The sequence below is a fragment of the Mangrovibacterium lignilyticum genome (genome assembly GCF_010882175.1).
GTDB lineage: Bacteria > Bacteroidota > Bacteroidia > Bacteroidales > Prolixibacteraceae > Mangrovibacterium > Mangrovibacterium lignilyticum.
Map to the genome: position 1 here is coordinate 11,425 of NZ_WKLH01000004.1, position 14,476 is coordinate 25,900.

Annotated in this window: 12 protein-coding genes and 1 tRNA gene; 11 read left to right on the forward strand and 2 right to left on the reverse strand. The window is 44.8% G+C overall.

The window, feature by feature from the left end:
• Window positions 1–1,688, forward strand: a 1,688-nt coding sequence (locus tag GJV22_RS17660) for a T9SS type A sorting domain-containing protein (RefSeq protein WP_163717050.1), incomplete at its 5' end; no start/stop codon positions are given.
• Window positions 1,689–1,941: 253 nt separating this feature from the next.
• Here GJV22_RS17660 and GJV22_RS17665 read toward each other — a convergent pair.
• Window positions 1,942–2,015 (reverse strand) — tRNA-Met (locus GJV22_RS17665).
• A 181-nt stretch (window positions 2,016–2,196) separates the two neighbouring features.
• On the opposite strand from GJV22_RS17665, the gene GJV22_RS17670 reads away from it, so the two are divergent.
• From GJV22_RS17670 to GJV22_RS17715, 10 genes are all read left to right on the forward strand, one after another.
• On the forward strand, window positions 2,197–2,580 hold the full coding sequence (locus tag GJV22_RS17670; protein ID WP_163717052.1) for an START-like domain-containing protein: 384 nt from the start codon (window positions 2,197–2,199) through the stop codon (window positions 2,578–2,580).
• 64 nt (window positions 2,581–2,644) lie between these two features.
• Window positions 2,645–4,153, forward strand: a complete 1,509-nt coding sequence (locus GJV22_RS17675) for an LptF/LptG family permease (RefSeq protein WP_163717054.1) — start codon at window positions 2,645–2,647, stop codon at window positions 4,151–4,153.
• Window positions 4,128–5,333, forward strand: a complete 1,206-nt coding sequence (locus GJV22_RS17680) for a glycosyltransferase family 4 protein (protein WP_163717057.1) — start codon at window positions 4,128–4,130, stop codon at window positions 5,331–5,333. The genes GJV22_RS17675 and GJV22_RS17680 overlap by 26 nt, the downstream gene beginning before the upstream one ends.
• Window positions 5,326–6,507, forward strand: coding sequence for a glycosyltransferase family 2 protein (locus GJV22_RS17685; protein ID WP_163717060.1), 1,182 nt, complete (start codon window positions 5,326–5,328; stop codon window positions 6,505–6,507). The genes GJV22_RS17680 and GJV22_RS17685 overlap by 8 nt, the downstream gene beginning before the upstream one ends.
• A 74-nt stretch (window positions 6,508–6,581) precedes the next feature.
• Window positions 6,582–7,805 (forward strand): bifunctional 3,4-dihydroxy-2-butanone-4-phosphate synthase/GTP cyclohydrolase II, encoded by a 1,224-nt coding sequence (locus tag GJV22_RS17690; protein WP_163717063.1) that lies wholly within the window; start codon window positions 6,582–6,584, stop codon window positions 7,803–7,805.
• A gap of 11 nt (window positions 7,806–7,816) precedes the next feature.
• Window positions 7,817–8,026 carry a DUF5522 domain-containing protein gene (locus tag GJV22_RS17695; protein ID WP_205461941.1) on the forward strand — a complete coding sequence of 70 codons (210 nt, stop codon included), beginning with the start codon at window positions 7,817–7,819 and terminating at the stop codon, window positions 8,024–8,026.
• Window positions 8,027–8,257: 231 nt separating this feature from the next.
• Window positions 8,258–9,094: an ATP-dependent sacrificial sulfur transferase LarE gene (larE, locus tag GJV22_RS17700; RefSeq protein ID WP_205461942.1), complete on the forward strand. Its 837-nt coding sequence runs from the start codon at window positions 8,258–8,260 to the stop codon at window positions 9,092–9,094.
• A complete protein-coding gene (larC, locus tag GJV22_RS17705; protein WP_163717068.1) occupies window positions 9,094–10,269 on the forward strand; it encodes a nickel pincer cofactor biosynthesis protein LarC in 1,176 nt (391 codons plus the stop codon). The genes larE and larC overlap by 1 nt, the downstream gene beginning before the upstream one ends.
• Window positions 10,266–11,003 (forward strand): nickel pincer cofactor biosynthesis protein LarB, encoded by a 738-nt coding sequence (larB, locus tag GJV22_RS17710; RefSeq protein WP_163717071.1) that lies wholly within the window; start codon window positions 10,266–10,268, stop codon window positions 11,001–11,003. Before larC ends, larB begins: the two co-directional genes overlap by 4 nt.
• Window position 11,004: 1 nt before the next feature.
• Window positions 11,005–11,703: an urease accessory protein UreH domain-containing protein gene (locus GJV22_RS17715; RefSeq protein ID WP_163717074.1), complete on the forward strand. Its 699-nt coding sequence runs from the start codon at window positions 11,005–11,007 to the stop codon at window positions 11,701–11,703.
• Window positions 11,704–11,808: 105 nt separating this feature from the next.
• Here the strand turns inward: GJV22_RS17715 and GJV22_RS17720 are convergent, their stop codons facing one another.
• Window positions 11,809–14,457 (reverse strand): DUF5916 domain-containing protein, encoded by a 2,649-nt coding sequence (locus tag GJV22_RS17720; protein WP_163717077.1) that lies wholly within the window; start codon window positions 14,455–14,457, stop codon window positions 11,809–11,811.
• Window positions 14,458–14,476: the final 19 nt, after the last annotated feature.

The following is a 14,476-nucleotide window of genomic DNA, read 5'->3' on the forward strand; positions in this document are numbered from 1 at the left end:
CAGGAGCATGTCCGCAGGAATACAGTGTGACCCGTACGTGGACAGCCACCGATTGTGTAGGCAATTCAAGCAGTTGCAGCAAAACTATCGACGTTGTTGATACTACTGCACCAGTGATTACCTGTCCGACAGTTGTATCACCGGTTGAGTGTCCGAATACACCAGTCTTTGGAGATGCAACGGCAGTTGATGCCTGTGATGACTCTCCGACGATTACGTATGAAGATGTAACCACACCAGGAGCATGTCCGCAGGAATACAGTGTGACCCGTACGTGGACAGCCACCGACTGTGTAGGTAATTCAAGCAGTTGCAGCAAAACGATCGATGTTGTTGATACTACTGCACCAGTGATTACCTGTCCAACAGTTGTTACACCGGTTGAGTGTCCGAATACACCCGTCTTTGGTGATGCAACGGTAGTTGATGCCTGTGATGACTCTCCAACGATTACGTATGAAGATGTAACCACACCAGGAGCATGTCCGCAGGAATACAGTGTGACCCGTACGTGGACAGCCACCGACTGTGTAGGTAATTCAAGCAGTTGCAGCAAAACGATCGACGTTGTTGATACAACACCGCCATCAATCACATGTCCTGGAGACAAAACACTTGAATGTGGCGAATCACCCGGAATTACCTTGCCAACAGCAGGTGATGCATGTGACAACGATGTATTAGTTACTGCCAGTCGTTCGGATGGTAAGACGCTGAATGAGCCTGTTGAGGCAGATGATTCACCGGTTACCGTAACACTGACTGCTACCGATGACTGTGGAAATAGTGCAACTTGTACATTTATGTTGTACTCAGTGCCGTGTGACCACATTTTCCCGACACAGACCACTTGTTGTCACTACCGGACGGAATCGGCTACCCAATTGTATAATATTTGTTACACGCCAAGTAACAAAGGTGGTGGTTCTGTAGGTAATGCAGTACCGGGGGTATTCTTCTATTACACTTATGTTGAAGCTCCATCAAGTTCCTTTACAATAAGAGTTGAGCAGGGAAATGATGGCAAGTTGAGTAAGTTGTTTAGTGTTGCTCAGTTGGATATCAAACTGTTTGATGAAAATTGTGACAAACTGAATACCGTCGAAGTTTCGGTGGATGGCATTGACAATAGTGTCGCTCATATGAAGGTAAGCGGTGCGAATACGGGAACAGTTTATGTTCTCGGTGTGAAATACGATACGAAGTCAATTATTGGAGCGACCTATACAAAACCTGCTCCGATTAGTTCATATTGGTTTAAAACTTACGTTAATAATACCTACGAGGTTGGTAGTACCGGTATGATCGATGCAGTACCAGGTTGTTCAGATGATACGCCGTTGCCAGGTAATTGTAGTTTGCCACAAGTTGCTTCAACGTTTGAATCAACTCAGACTTTGACTACGTTGAGTATGAAATCTGCAACAACGATTACGGCTTATCCGAATCCGTTCTCTCATGAGTTAACCTTTGAGTTTACAGCTAACCAGGATGGAAAGGCTACCATCGAACTGTTCAATATGTTTGGACAGAAAGTAGCTACCGTACTGAAACAACTGGTAACAGAAGGTGAATATGTTAAAACGACGTACAATCCGGAAGGACTTGTCTCAGGAACTTATATCTATCGATTTATTCTGGGAGACACCGTTCTGAACGGAGAGTTGATCTATCAGCAACAAAAATGACAGACCAAATAAATAAAGGAAAGCCATTTTTGATACGAGACTACTTTAATACGAGGTAGAGAGTAGTATTTCTGGAATCACAATGGGAGGCCGGGCAAGAGTGCCCGGCTTCTTTGAGTTCGACTATAGATTGTGAAGACGGGGAGCTGGATGTATTCGGCTCCCTGTTTTTTTAGCACAAACTAAAATTTATGGGGTGAGGTTGATAAAAAAAAAGGGAACAGATTTTCATCTATTCCCTTTTTATTTTCTGTAGCGAGAGGCGGGCATGATCCGCCGACCTCATGATTATGAATCATGCGCTCTAACCAGCTGAGCTACCTCGCCATTTTTTGTTTAGAACTCTCGATAAATGGCCCTATTTGTTGACCCGTTATCCAAAATTGCGGTGCAAATATAGCATTTAATTTTTAGCATTTGCAAGAATTTTTTTAGAAAATATTTTCACAATTTTAGGGCCATTGGTTAATTAGCCGATAATACCTATATTGCGATAAAGATTACAACCATGACCGCGAAATCGAAAATTCAATTAGAGTTCCCAATAAAATGTTCTCCCAGTGTTTTGTATAATCGGCTGAGTACGGCTTCCGGCTTGACTGAGTGGTTTGCCGATGATGTAAACGTGAAAGGAAAGCGATACATATTTATTTGGGATGGTTCAGAACAAGTGGCTGAAATGATTCAGAGTAAGGACAGTCGTTTGGTGCGGTTCAAATGGGAGGATGATGACGATGATGATACTTACTTCGAGTTTTTGATTGCCAAAGATGAGTTGACAGGCGATGTTACGCTATTGATAACAGACTTTGCCGATCCAGGTGAAGAAGAAGAAACGACAGAGCTCTGGAATAGCCAGATAACAGATTTGAGACGGGTGCTTGGTTGTTAATCTCAATTTAACTTTAAATTTCTCCAAAATAGCTTAGTTTTGTATCGTTTCCCAAAGGAATAAAATGAAACGATTACACCAATATGTGCTAAAGAGCTTTCTGGGCCCTTTCTTTATGACATTTTTTATCTGTGTTTTCATCCTGCTGATGCAGTTTTTATGGAAATACATTGATGATATGGTCGGGAAGGGATTGGAATGGGGCATTGTTGCAGAACTATTGCTTTATGCATCAATGGGCTTGATCCCAATGGCTTTCCCTTTGGCAACGCTTCTGGCTTCAATCATGACTTTTGGTAGTCTGGGCGAAAACTATGAGCTGGTTGCCATGAAAGCTTCCGGCATATCGCTATTCCGAATCATGAAACCCTTGGTTTTTGTTGCTATTGGCTTATCGCTTTTTGCTTTTTACTTTTCCAATAATATTCTTCCACAAACCAACCTGAAGTTTGGCGCTTTAATGTCCAGCATTAAGAAACAAAAGCCGGAGATGGTTATTACAGAAGGAATATTCACGAATGACATCGATGGTTATAGTATCAAAGTCGACCGGAAAAGCAAAAAGACCAACATGCTTTATAAGATTCTGATTTACGACCACAGAGACAATCATGGAAATACCTCGGTGACTGTAGCCGATTCAGGATTTATGAAAATTTCGGAAGATAAGAAGTTCATGATTATGACGCTGTTCGCCGGCGAAAATGCGAAAGATGAAGATCCTACGCAGAACAAGCGAACGAAGCGATACACCTTTCGACGAACGCATTTCCAGAAACAAGTTGTGACAGTTCCTTTGCGCGGATTCGATTTCAAACGAACCGACGAGGACAATCTCCGGAATATGTATCGCATGTTGACTTTAAATCAGCTGGAACATGTCGAGGATTCCCTGTATAAAGATTATAATTATCGGGTGAGGCGCTTTGCGATTAATATGCGCTACAATCAAAAGTTGAACAAATCGGTTGTCGACCTCTCAAATGTCGAAGATTCACTTCGTAGTTATACCCCGATCGTAGTTGATCGTGAATTGAATTACGATTCGTTGGTGTCGAATCTTGATCCGATGCAGCGAGATGAGTTGTACTCGACGGCTGTGAACCAAGCCCGAATGAATAAACAAACCATTGATCAGAATATTTTCGAACTCTATAATATCAAAAAGAACCTGAATAAATACACGATGGAGAAACATCGGAAGTTTACCTGGTCGGTCGCTTGCCTCATCTTCTTTTTTATTGGTGCGCCGCTTGGCGCGATCATCCGAAAAGGAGGGTTGGGGATGCCAACTGTGGTATCAATATTCATGTTTATTCTGTATTATATGGTCTCGATTTCAGGCGAAAAAGCAGCTCGGGAGGATGTTTGGACAATGACTGAAGGAATGTGGCTGGCTTCAATAATTTTCTTTCCGTTAGGATTTTTTCTCACATACAAGGCCGCTACCGATTCGGGCTTGATGAATGTTGAAACCTATCAATATAAATTAAAGAAATTCATAAATTTTATTCTGAGAAAAAAGAATCAACCTGAAAATTCAGAACATGCGAATTCTGCAGCTAACCAATAAAAATCCGTGGCCGCCAACCGATGGTGGTGCTATTGCGACCCTCACATTATCCAAAGGTTTCTTTCTTTTGGGTAACCAGGTGACCATTTTGGCGATGAATACGGCGAAGCATTATACTTTGTTAGAAGAAATTCCGGAACATTTGGCCGCTCAGATCGATTTTAAACTGGTTGATGTACCGGCAAAAATAACATTTACGGGTGCTGTGAATAATTTGCTGTTTTCCGATTTACCCTACATTGCAGCCCGTTTTATCAGCGAAGATTATAGCCTGGCTTTAATTCGGTTGTTGCAGGAACAGGAATTTGATGTGATCCAGCTGGAAGGGCTTTATTTGTGTCCTTACATTCCATTAATCCGCAAGCACAGCAAGGCTTTAGTGGCATATCGAGCTCATAATATTGAGCACGAAATTTGGGATCGGTCCCGCAAATTGTCGGTCGGATTCCGGAGACTCTATCTGGCCATGTTGACCCGTCGGATAAAAAAGTTTGGGATGAGTTACCTGAACGAATATGATGTTTTGGTTTCCATTACCGAGCGCGATGGCGAATTTCTGGATAAGCTGGGGAATATAAAACCACGAATCACTTCCCAAACCGGGATTGACTTATCATCGCTGGTTCCGACTGCAAAGGACCTTGAATTTCCTTCGCTCTTCCATATTGGTTCATTGGAGTGGGGGCCAAACCAGGAAGGTTTATTGTGGTTTTTGAATGAATGCTGGCCGCTGATCTACCGCAAGTATCCGGAACTCAAATTCTACGTTGCCGGGAGAAATGCGCCACACTGGCTCGAAACGAAATTGAAAATGGCCAATGTGGTTTTCCTTGGAGAGATAGAAGATGCCTACCAATTTATGAATTCAAAAGCCGTCATGATGGTTCCGCTGCGTTCCGGATCAGGTATGCGAATCAAAATTGTAGAGGGACTCGCCTTAGGGAAAGCAATTGTGTCGACTAAAATTGGGGTTGAAGGGATTGCCGCGAATGATCACGAACACATTCTCATTGCCAATGAACCGCATGAATTTCTTGATGCAGTAAGCGAGCTGATCGAAAATAAAGAGCTTTACAAAAAACTGTGTAAGAATGCCGTTCAATTTATTCGTGAAAAATTTGATAACCTCGCGATCGTTTCGTCCCTCATTGACTTTTACAAGAAACAACTAGATGATTGAGTGGCTGTTTTGGATAGCAGTGCTGGTTGTCGGCTATACTTTTGCCGGTTATGCGTTTCTATTAGCAATTCTTGTTCATCTCAAACGACTATTTTTTAAACGGACAAATGCTCCGGAACAGGAAGAATATCCAGAGGTTTGCTTGTTTGTTACCGCTTATAACGAGGCCGATTCGGTTGCGGCTAAAGTTGAAAACTCCTTTCAACTTAAATACCCGAAAGAAAATCTGAAATTTTTGTGGATTACAGATGGTTCTACTGATGGAACGCCCGAATTGCTTCGAAAATATTCACAAATTAAAGTTGAACATTTACCGGAAAGACGCGGGAAGGTTCATGCGATGAATCGCGGGATGCAGTTTGTCGATTCTCCTATTGTTGTTTTTACGGATAGCAATACCTTGTTATCACCTGACTCGATATTAAAAATGGTTCGTCATTTTCAGCATCAAAAGGTGGGCTGTGTGGCCGGCGAAAAGCGGGTGTTGAAAGGTGATGAAACGAATATGGCTGCGGCTGGTGAAAACTTGTACTGGAACCTGGAATCGCTCGTTAAGCAACTGGAATCTGACCTGAGTTCCGTTGTTGGTGCTGCAGGTGAGCTTTTTGCCATTCGGCGTAAGCTGTTCCGCCCTTTAGCCGATGACTGTTTGTTGGACGACTTTCAAATTTCGATGCAACTGGCAGCTGAGGGGTATCAGCTGGTTTACGAACCGGAGGCGGTGGCTTGGGAAGATGGATCGATGAATGTGAAGGAAGAGTTGAAACGTAAAAGCCGTATTGCTGCAGGAGGCTTACAGGCGATGGTTCAATTGCCTGTTTTGCTTAACCCGTTTCGGATGGGCTGGTTGAGTTTCCAATATTTTTCACACAAAATTCTTCGGTGGACGCTCGCTCCCTGGGCGCTGGTGATTACTTTCTTCTGTAATATTTATCTTGCTTTCGGCACAGGCAACAATTCTTTAGAATTAATTTACATCTCGATAATAGCAATACAAACGATCTGGTATTTGTTTGCGTTTGTGGGTTTTATGCGTGAGGGCGTCAGCTCAGGCAACAAGTTGTTTTATATTCCGTACTATTTTACTGCCATCAATTATGCCGCAGTGAAAGGGCTTTTTCGCTTCGTTAGTGGTCGCCAGTCAGTAACTTGGGAGAAGGCACAGCGAGCTTAACAGGGCGAAAGTCATTTGTAAATCGATAATTTTCCTTAGTTTTGCAGCGGCATTTTGAAAACCAACGAATTATAATGACCGAGTTCAAATTAAATACGATACCAGAAGCGATTGCCGCCATTAAAAATGGTGACTTGGTGATCGTTGTCGACGATGAAGATCGCGAAAATGAAGGTGACTTTATTGCCGCCGCAGAATTAATGACTCCCGAAAAGGTGAATTTTATGGCCACTCATGGTCGCGGACTGATTTGCGTTCCGTTGACTGAAAGTCGTTGTGAAGAACTGGAACTGGATTTGATGGTGGGGAAAAACACTTCCTCGCACGAAACACCATTTACTGTTTCTGTTGATTTAATCGGCTATGGCTGTACAACAGGGATTTCAGCAAGTGACCGATCGCAGACGATTCGCGCTTTGGTCAACTCAGAAACAAAGCCTGAAGAATTGGGACGTCCGGGGCACATTTTCCCGCTGAAAGCTAAAGATCGCGGTGTTTTGCGCCGTGCAGGTCATACCGAAGCAGCAGTTGATTTGGCACGTTTGGCCGGATTGCAACCAGCTGGTGTCTTAATCGAAATCATGAATGAGGATGGGACAATGGCTCGTCTTCCTCAGTTGATGGAAGTAGCTGGCCGTTTCGACCTGAAAATTGTGTCAATCAAGGATTTGATTGCCTATCTGCTTGACAAGGAAAGCCTAATCGATCGTGGCGAGGAAGTTCCGATGCCGACACGATATGGCGATTTCAATATTATTCCATTCCGTCAAAAATCAAACGGTGCAGAGCATGTTGCGTTGATCAAAGGAACTTGGGACGAAAATGAAGAAATACTGGTTCGGATGCACTCATCTTGTATGACCGGCGATATTTTTGGATCAATGCGTTGTGAGTGTGGCGACCAACTGCACAAATCAATGGACCTGATTGAAAAGGCTGGTAAAGGTGTTGTTGTATATATGATGCAGGAAGGACGCGGAATAGGCCTGATGAACAAGATTGCAGCCTATAAACTGCAGGATGAAGGTATGGATACCATCGAAGCGAATATTCACCTGGGATTTCAGGCTGATGAACGTGACTATGGTGTTGGAGCACAAATCCTGTGTAGTCTGGGTGTGAAAAAAATGAGACTGATGACCAACAATCCGGTGAAACGCGTTGGTATTGAAGGTTACGGATTGGAAGTAACTGAAATCGTTCCGTTGGAAGTTGCACCGAACGAGTTCAACCAACGTTACCTGAAAACCAAGCGTGATCGCATGGGCCACTTCCTTCAAAAATTCAAATACGATTAATTGCGATGGGAATGTTTGATCACATGTTCAGCGATGGATATGACGATTTTGTTGAAGGAGTTGATTTTTATCTGAGCAAAGAAGGTTACCGGGTCATGACAGAAAGTTATTTGGTGAAACGGGGCTATTGCTGCTCAAATGGATGTATGCATTGTCCGTATGATCCGAAGGCTCAAAAAGGAAATCGAAAATTAAGGCCCGATGTGGCTAAAAAATATTAATACCAAGCAAAGGCTGTCCGAATGGATGGCCTTTTTTATTGCCCGCCCCAAAGACCAGCGCATCTAAATACAAAGTGCGACGAATTCTATTGAAGTCTCGCGCAAACATTTTTCGCTTTTCTCCCTTATATAGAAAGTATTGTTTTGTTTTTATTGCGGAATAATGCGTAAACTTGTTTTAACGGTAACACCCGCTCGAAGAAAGGTGTTACGATTTTAAATGAAAGAATGATGAGTGACATGCAAAATCAAAATAAACTCGACCAGCTCGAAGAATGGTTTAAAGACCGAAAAGGCTCAATCGTTGCTTTTTCCGGAGGAATCGACTCAACCCTGGTGCTTTTTCTGGCTCGTAAGTTTCAGGGAAAGGACAATGCTATTGGGGTGATTTCGAATTCGGAGAGTTTAAAAGCGAAGGATTTCGAGTTAGCCCAGAACTTCTGCCGTGATTTCGACATCAAACTGGAAGTGATTAAGACCGAAGAGCTGGTTGACGAACGTTACAACCAAAATCCGGAGAACAGGTGCTATTTCTGCAAAGAACACTTGTTTCACTATCTGCAGCAGATCAAGGAAAAGTATCCCGATTTTGATGTGTTAAGCGGAACCAATCATGATGATTTGGGCGATTATCGCCCGGGCTTGCAGGCAGCTGCTCAGTACAAGGTTTTGGCCCCAATGGCCCAATGTCAGTTAACCAAAGAAGAGATTCGCGATATTGCCCGTAGTTTCGATTTGCCAAACTGGGATAAACCGGCAAGCCCGTGTCTGAGTTCCCGGATTCCTTATAATCATCATATCACCCGTGAAAAATTGCAGCAGGTGGAAGCAGCGGAGAATTTTCTAAACGAGTTGGGCTTTGTCGATGTTCGGGTACGCCATTACGGTTCTTACGGTCAGGTTGAAGTACAACAAACAGAAATAGAGCGTTTGTTTGCCATGGAAAATCAAGTGGTGAGCCAAATCAAAAACCTCGGTTTTCAGGATGTAAAGATCGATCGGGAAGGCTTGGTGTCCGGAAAGCTAAACCGGGTTATCAAGGGCATAAATCAAACAGAAACGAAATAATGAAAATATTATACTACGATTGTTTTGCCGGCATCAGCGGCGACATGAACCTCGGCGCTCTCGTTGATTTGGGCGTGGATGCCGAATATTTGAAACAAGAATTAGCGAAATTGAATATTGAAGGTTTTCATCTTGAAATCAAACAAGATCAGCGTCGTGGAATTACCGGAACAAAAGCGGATGTAATCGTCGAAAATCCGGATAACGAAAAGCACCGCCATTTGCGACATGTCGAAGAAATTGTGAATGGCAGTACGCTGTCGGGTACCGTGAAATCCAATTCGCTTAAAATCTTTCGGCTGATTGCAGAAGCAGAAGCCAAGGTGCATAATATCGATATTCAGAAAGTCCATTTTCATGAAGTGGGAGCCTTGGACTCCATTGCCGATATTGTTGGTGCGGCCATTTGTTTCGACTACCTAAAGGTTGACAAAGTGATGGCTTCACCGATCCAGTTGGGCGGAGGAACCGTAAAATGTGCTCATGGCATAATGCCTGTTCCGGCTCCGGCCACAGCCTTAATTGTTGAAGGGCTGCCGGTAAAAACCGGGTTGGTCAACCACGAAGCGACTACACCGACTGGTGCGGCTATTTTGGCTGCCATGGTTGATGAGTTTTCAAGCCAGCTTGAATTGCCGATCGTAAAGACCGCATACGGTATCGGGAATCGCGATGCTGAAGTGGCCAACGTACTTCGGGTATATTTGCTGGAAGATCAGGCAGCGCCAACGGATGTGGAAACCGTTGAAGCCGTTATGCTCGAAAGCAATATTGATGATATGAACCCCGAGCATTATGACTTTATTTTAAACGAGCTGTTTGAGGCAGGAGCTAGCGATGCCTGGCTGACACCGGTTATCATGAAAAAATCGCGGCCGGCGGTGACACTGTCGGTGCTATGTCAGCCTGGATTGGTAGAAGCCATGAAAACCATCATTTTTATGCACAGTACTTCGTTGGGTATTCGCGAGAGTCGTGTGAAAAAGCACATGTTGTTCCGCAAGGAGATTGAAGTGGAAATCAGTTTAGGGACGGTTCGTGTGAAGCAAAGTTATTACCAGGGAAGATTGTTGAAGTCGAAACCGGAAACCGATGATTGTAAGCGTTTGGCCCGCGAAAACGGGATGACCATGCGCGAAGTAGAGAGAATGGTCATTAATCAGTTGGAAGGATGAGCCCGAGAGAAATTTTAGAACGTTATAAGGACGGTGAAATTACCTTGACCGAAGCGTTGGAGCATTTGCCCAAGCACGGAATTGAAGAGATGGGATTTGCCACCATCGATACGGATCGGGAGCAACGCACCGGTTTACCCGAAGTAATTTACGCATCGGGGAAGACGGCTGAGCAGGTGGCACAAATCGCCGAACGCATGCACCAAAAGGGCATTGATGTACTGGCTACCCGTGCCACTCCCGATATGTTTGAGGCGGTAAAACAAGTAATTCCGGGAGCGACCTACAACGAACTGGCGAAGACCATTGTGTATCGGCACAGCGACCGGGAAAACAGCAACGGTTATATTGCTGTGGTAGCTGCCGGAACCTCTGATATGCCGGTGGCTGAAGAAGCCGTTGAAACTGCCCGCTTTTTGGGCAACAAAGTCGAGTCGGTTTACGATGTGGGTGTGGCAGGCATTCATCGCCTGTTTAATAAGCTCGAACTAATCCGCAATGCACGGGTGATTATCGTGGTTGCGGGGATGGAAGGCGCTTTGACCAGTGTGGTTGGTGGCCTGGTTGATAAGCCTGTAATTGGTGTGCCCACCAGTGTCGGATATGGAGCCAATTTCGAGGGACTTTCGGCTTTGCTGGCGATGCTGAATAGCTGTGCCAGCGGTGTGAGTGTTGTCAATATTAATAACGGTTTTGGAGCTGCTTGTCAGGCTTCGCTGATTAATAAATTATAAGATGAACGAATTGTATTTATTGGCGATATCAGCGTTGTCGCTGGGCTTTATCCATACCTTGTTGGGCCCCGACCACTACCTGCCATTTATTGTCATTAGCAAAGCGCGGAATTGGTCGACGGCAAAAACCATGCGGATTACCTTTGTTTCGGGTATCGGGCATGTGGGAAGTTCGGTACTCATCGGGATGATCGGTATTGCACTCGGCAGCAGCCTCAGCAAACTGGAAGGTATTGAGACTTTTCGAGGCGAACTCGTAGGCTGGCTGCTTTTTGCTTTTGGTCTGGCCTATACGTTTTTCGGTATTTATAAGTACATGACCAGTTCGCACCACGCGCATTTACCGGCTTTCCTGATGCCAAAGAACGTCCGCGAGAATCATCATTTGCCAACCAATGAGGAAGATGCGGAGAAAGTGAATATTACTCCATGGATTATTTTCCTGATTTTTGTATTTGGTCCTTGCGAAGTGCTGATTCCCTTACTCATCTTTCCGGCGTACTCGCATAGTGCGGGAGGGATGGCGTTGATCTCATCGTTGTTTGCCGTTGCAACAATTACGACCATGATGACCATTGTTTTCCTGGGACATAAGGGGGTGTCACGCATCAATTTTAAGAAGCAGGAACGTTATGTGCATTTGCTGGCTGGTGTTGTCATTTTGATCAGCGGAGCCGGAATGGTTTTCCTGGGCTGGTAGTTTGAACGATATTTTTTGTGGAAAGCTCCCTGGATTGGGCCATCGATAACGGCTAAATTGGGTGTTTGATGATTGGGGTTTAATTTTTTAAATCGGAGGCCGTAATTACAACGAAAACCAATACGAAAATTTTACCAGAAACACATTGTGTGGTTCAATTTGGAAGAGCTCGCGCATATCGCGCCCGTAATCGAACGAACCATCCGAAACGGATCCGGTTCGGCCCTGCGACCAAACCAGAAAAAGTGTCGATCCGGGTTTATATTCCCAACGCACCACAAAATTGGATCGGAACTGTCGGAAATTAAAGTCGGGATTATCGACTGTGTAATCACTTGATCCGTCACCGTTTTCATCAAAGGCATAACTGTTTTCCTCCGCATTATAACTAATTTTCTCCGACTGATAAATTCGGTATCGGTCGGCAAAACGATCGGCGTTAGTATTGGTCGTTCGCTTGTATTCACTGTATTTCCCGGCTGATATAAACGGTTGTCCATAGTATTCGAGCGATAGTTCCGGACTGAACGTGTAGTTTAGCCGGAAGGTGAAAATGGCCGTTTTCTGGTCGAGCGTGGCAAACAGGTAACGCGGATCGTCATTCATGTCGGTAGTTTCCACATACTGCATTTTGTTGTTCCCGATTCCATAGCTTGGTTCAAACGAAACAGAAAGAGCATTGGTTGGTCGAGCTTCAATTCCCGCCCAGTATTCCCGGTAGCGGTAGCTATTTACATCACCTAATCCGAGGTAGGAGCCCAGGTAAAAAGCCAGTTTTTTCGAATGGTCGGTTGATATATTCAGGTTCATTTCGCTGGAGCCGGGCACGGTAAATGATGGTCCTCCCCGCAACAAGCTAGTCGAAATATTCTCGCTAACCCAAGTGAAATTTCCATTCAGGCGCCATTTATTTTTGAACTGGGTATTGAAGTTTGTGTTGGCGAAGGTCGCTAATCGTTTCCCCGAAAAGTTCCAATACATCCAATAATTAGTGTTTAGGTAGAAATCGCGGAAGATGGCGAAAGGTTCGCGCAGGTAGTAAGCCACCCAAGAGCCGTGGTGAATGATATCGGAATAGCGCATGTAGCCAATATCGTTGAACTCGAGTCCCGGCGAACGAACCGTGAAGCTGGTTTCGAACTGAATGCGCTTTTTGCTCGTCCGCCCGAATCGAACTGTGCCTCCGTAGCCGGAAAGTGATGTTCGGGTTGAGTCGACCGACACATAGTCGGCATCAGGGCGTTGGTAGTAACGGGCCGAAGATTGCTGAAGTTCCAGCATGGCTTCCTCATCTCCTTTCACATGACTGAATTCAACGTTTCCTTTCACATACCAGGTCCGTTCGTTCCAGCTGTGGCTGAAATCAAGTCCGCCGGTGTAGGCAGCGGTTGGCAGAAAATCCATCGTGGGGTTATCGATGTCGCGGTTCACGGCTGTAACAATGCCGCCGAGAGTGGTTTCTCCTTTCTTAAAATCCTGTTGTACCCGGCCAACAAAATAGTTCGTCAGTGGCTCAACCGATTCTTTTCTTCTCGCTCCGTTGTAATCAATTGTCGCTTTTTCGTTGGCTGTCAGACTTTCCAGGATGCCAATTGAAAGTCCGTTTTTCGTTTTTCCCGACAGTTTCATGGCGCCCAATATCGTTGTGGCTTCGGGCAGATCGGCATACTCGTTATCATTCAAATCAGGGGAGTAATGAGGAAATCGCCCGATTCTTCTCGAATAAAAGAGATTGTCAGCGCCCATATTATGAATAACAATGGTGTTTGATGGCTGAAACTGGTAGATGTTTTTACCCTCCACAAAAAATGGCCGCCGTTCCGAAAAATACGATTCAAATGCCGACAGGTTTACTTCGGAAGGGTCGGCTTCGACCTGTCCAAAGTCCGGGTTAATGGTAAAATCGAGCGTGAGGTCGTTGGTGATGGCCGCTTTGCCGTCGAGACCGGCTGTGAAACTGCTTTTTTTACCGTCGAGGAATGGGTCGTCTTCATCTTTTTGAAAACGTTCAATTTTAGCCAGCGTGTATGGCAGCAACTCAATTTGCCTCTTCGGTTTGATGCCTTTAATACCATGCAGCTCGCCAAACAAGTGTACCATACCCGGCGACCCTTTAGGAATCATCTGCCAGGTTGAGCGTTCTTCAAGCCTAAAAATGTGGCGCATCACCTGGATTCCCCAAACGTGAACGTCTTTTGTTCCGAAGCGTAACTGGCTGAAAGGAATGCGCATTTCGGCACACCAGCCCTCATCATCGATCGAGGTCTTCAGGTACCAGACCGGATTCCAACTTGAGTCCCAGTTGTTGCCATCCTTGGTAACGGCTTCCTCACCTTTAGCGCCCGAGGCCATGGCCGTAAATGAAAAAGCGGTTTGCTGATCGTAATAGCTGTCAATATTAATTTCAACCATGTCGCCGTCAAAGTTATCGCGGCGGGAAATGCGGCGGCTAATTTTGTCGGGCTCGGTATCGTAGGCTCGAATAAACACATACAAATTGTTGTCGTCGTAAAGTATTTTGAAAGCTGTTTGCTGCGAGGGTGGTTTATTTTCGTAAGGCTGACTTTGAATGAAATCACCACCCCATTCCACCTGGTTCCAGCACGAATCATTTAAGAGGGCATCAATTCTCGGGGGAGAATCGGTCGATGCAGTTTGATAACTTTTTTTAGCAATTGCTTGTTCCTGTCCCGGAGAAAGGAAATATCCGAAGAGCAGGAATAAGAATGTGACACACTGGATTAACTGTTTCATCTCAGGTTGTTGTTCTTTG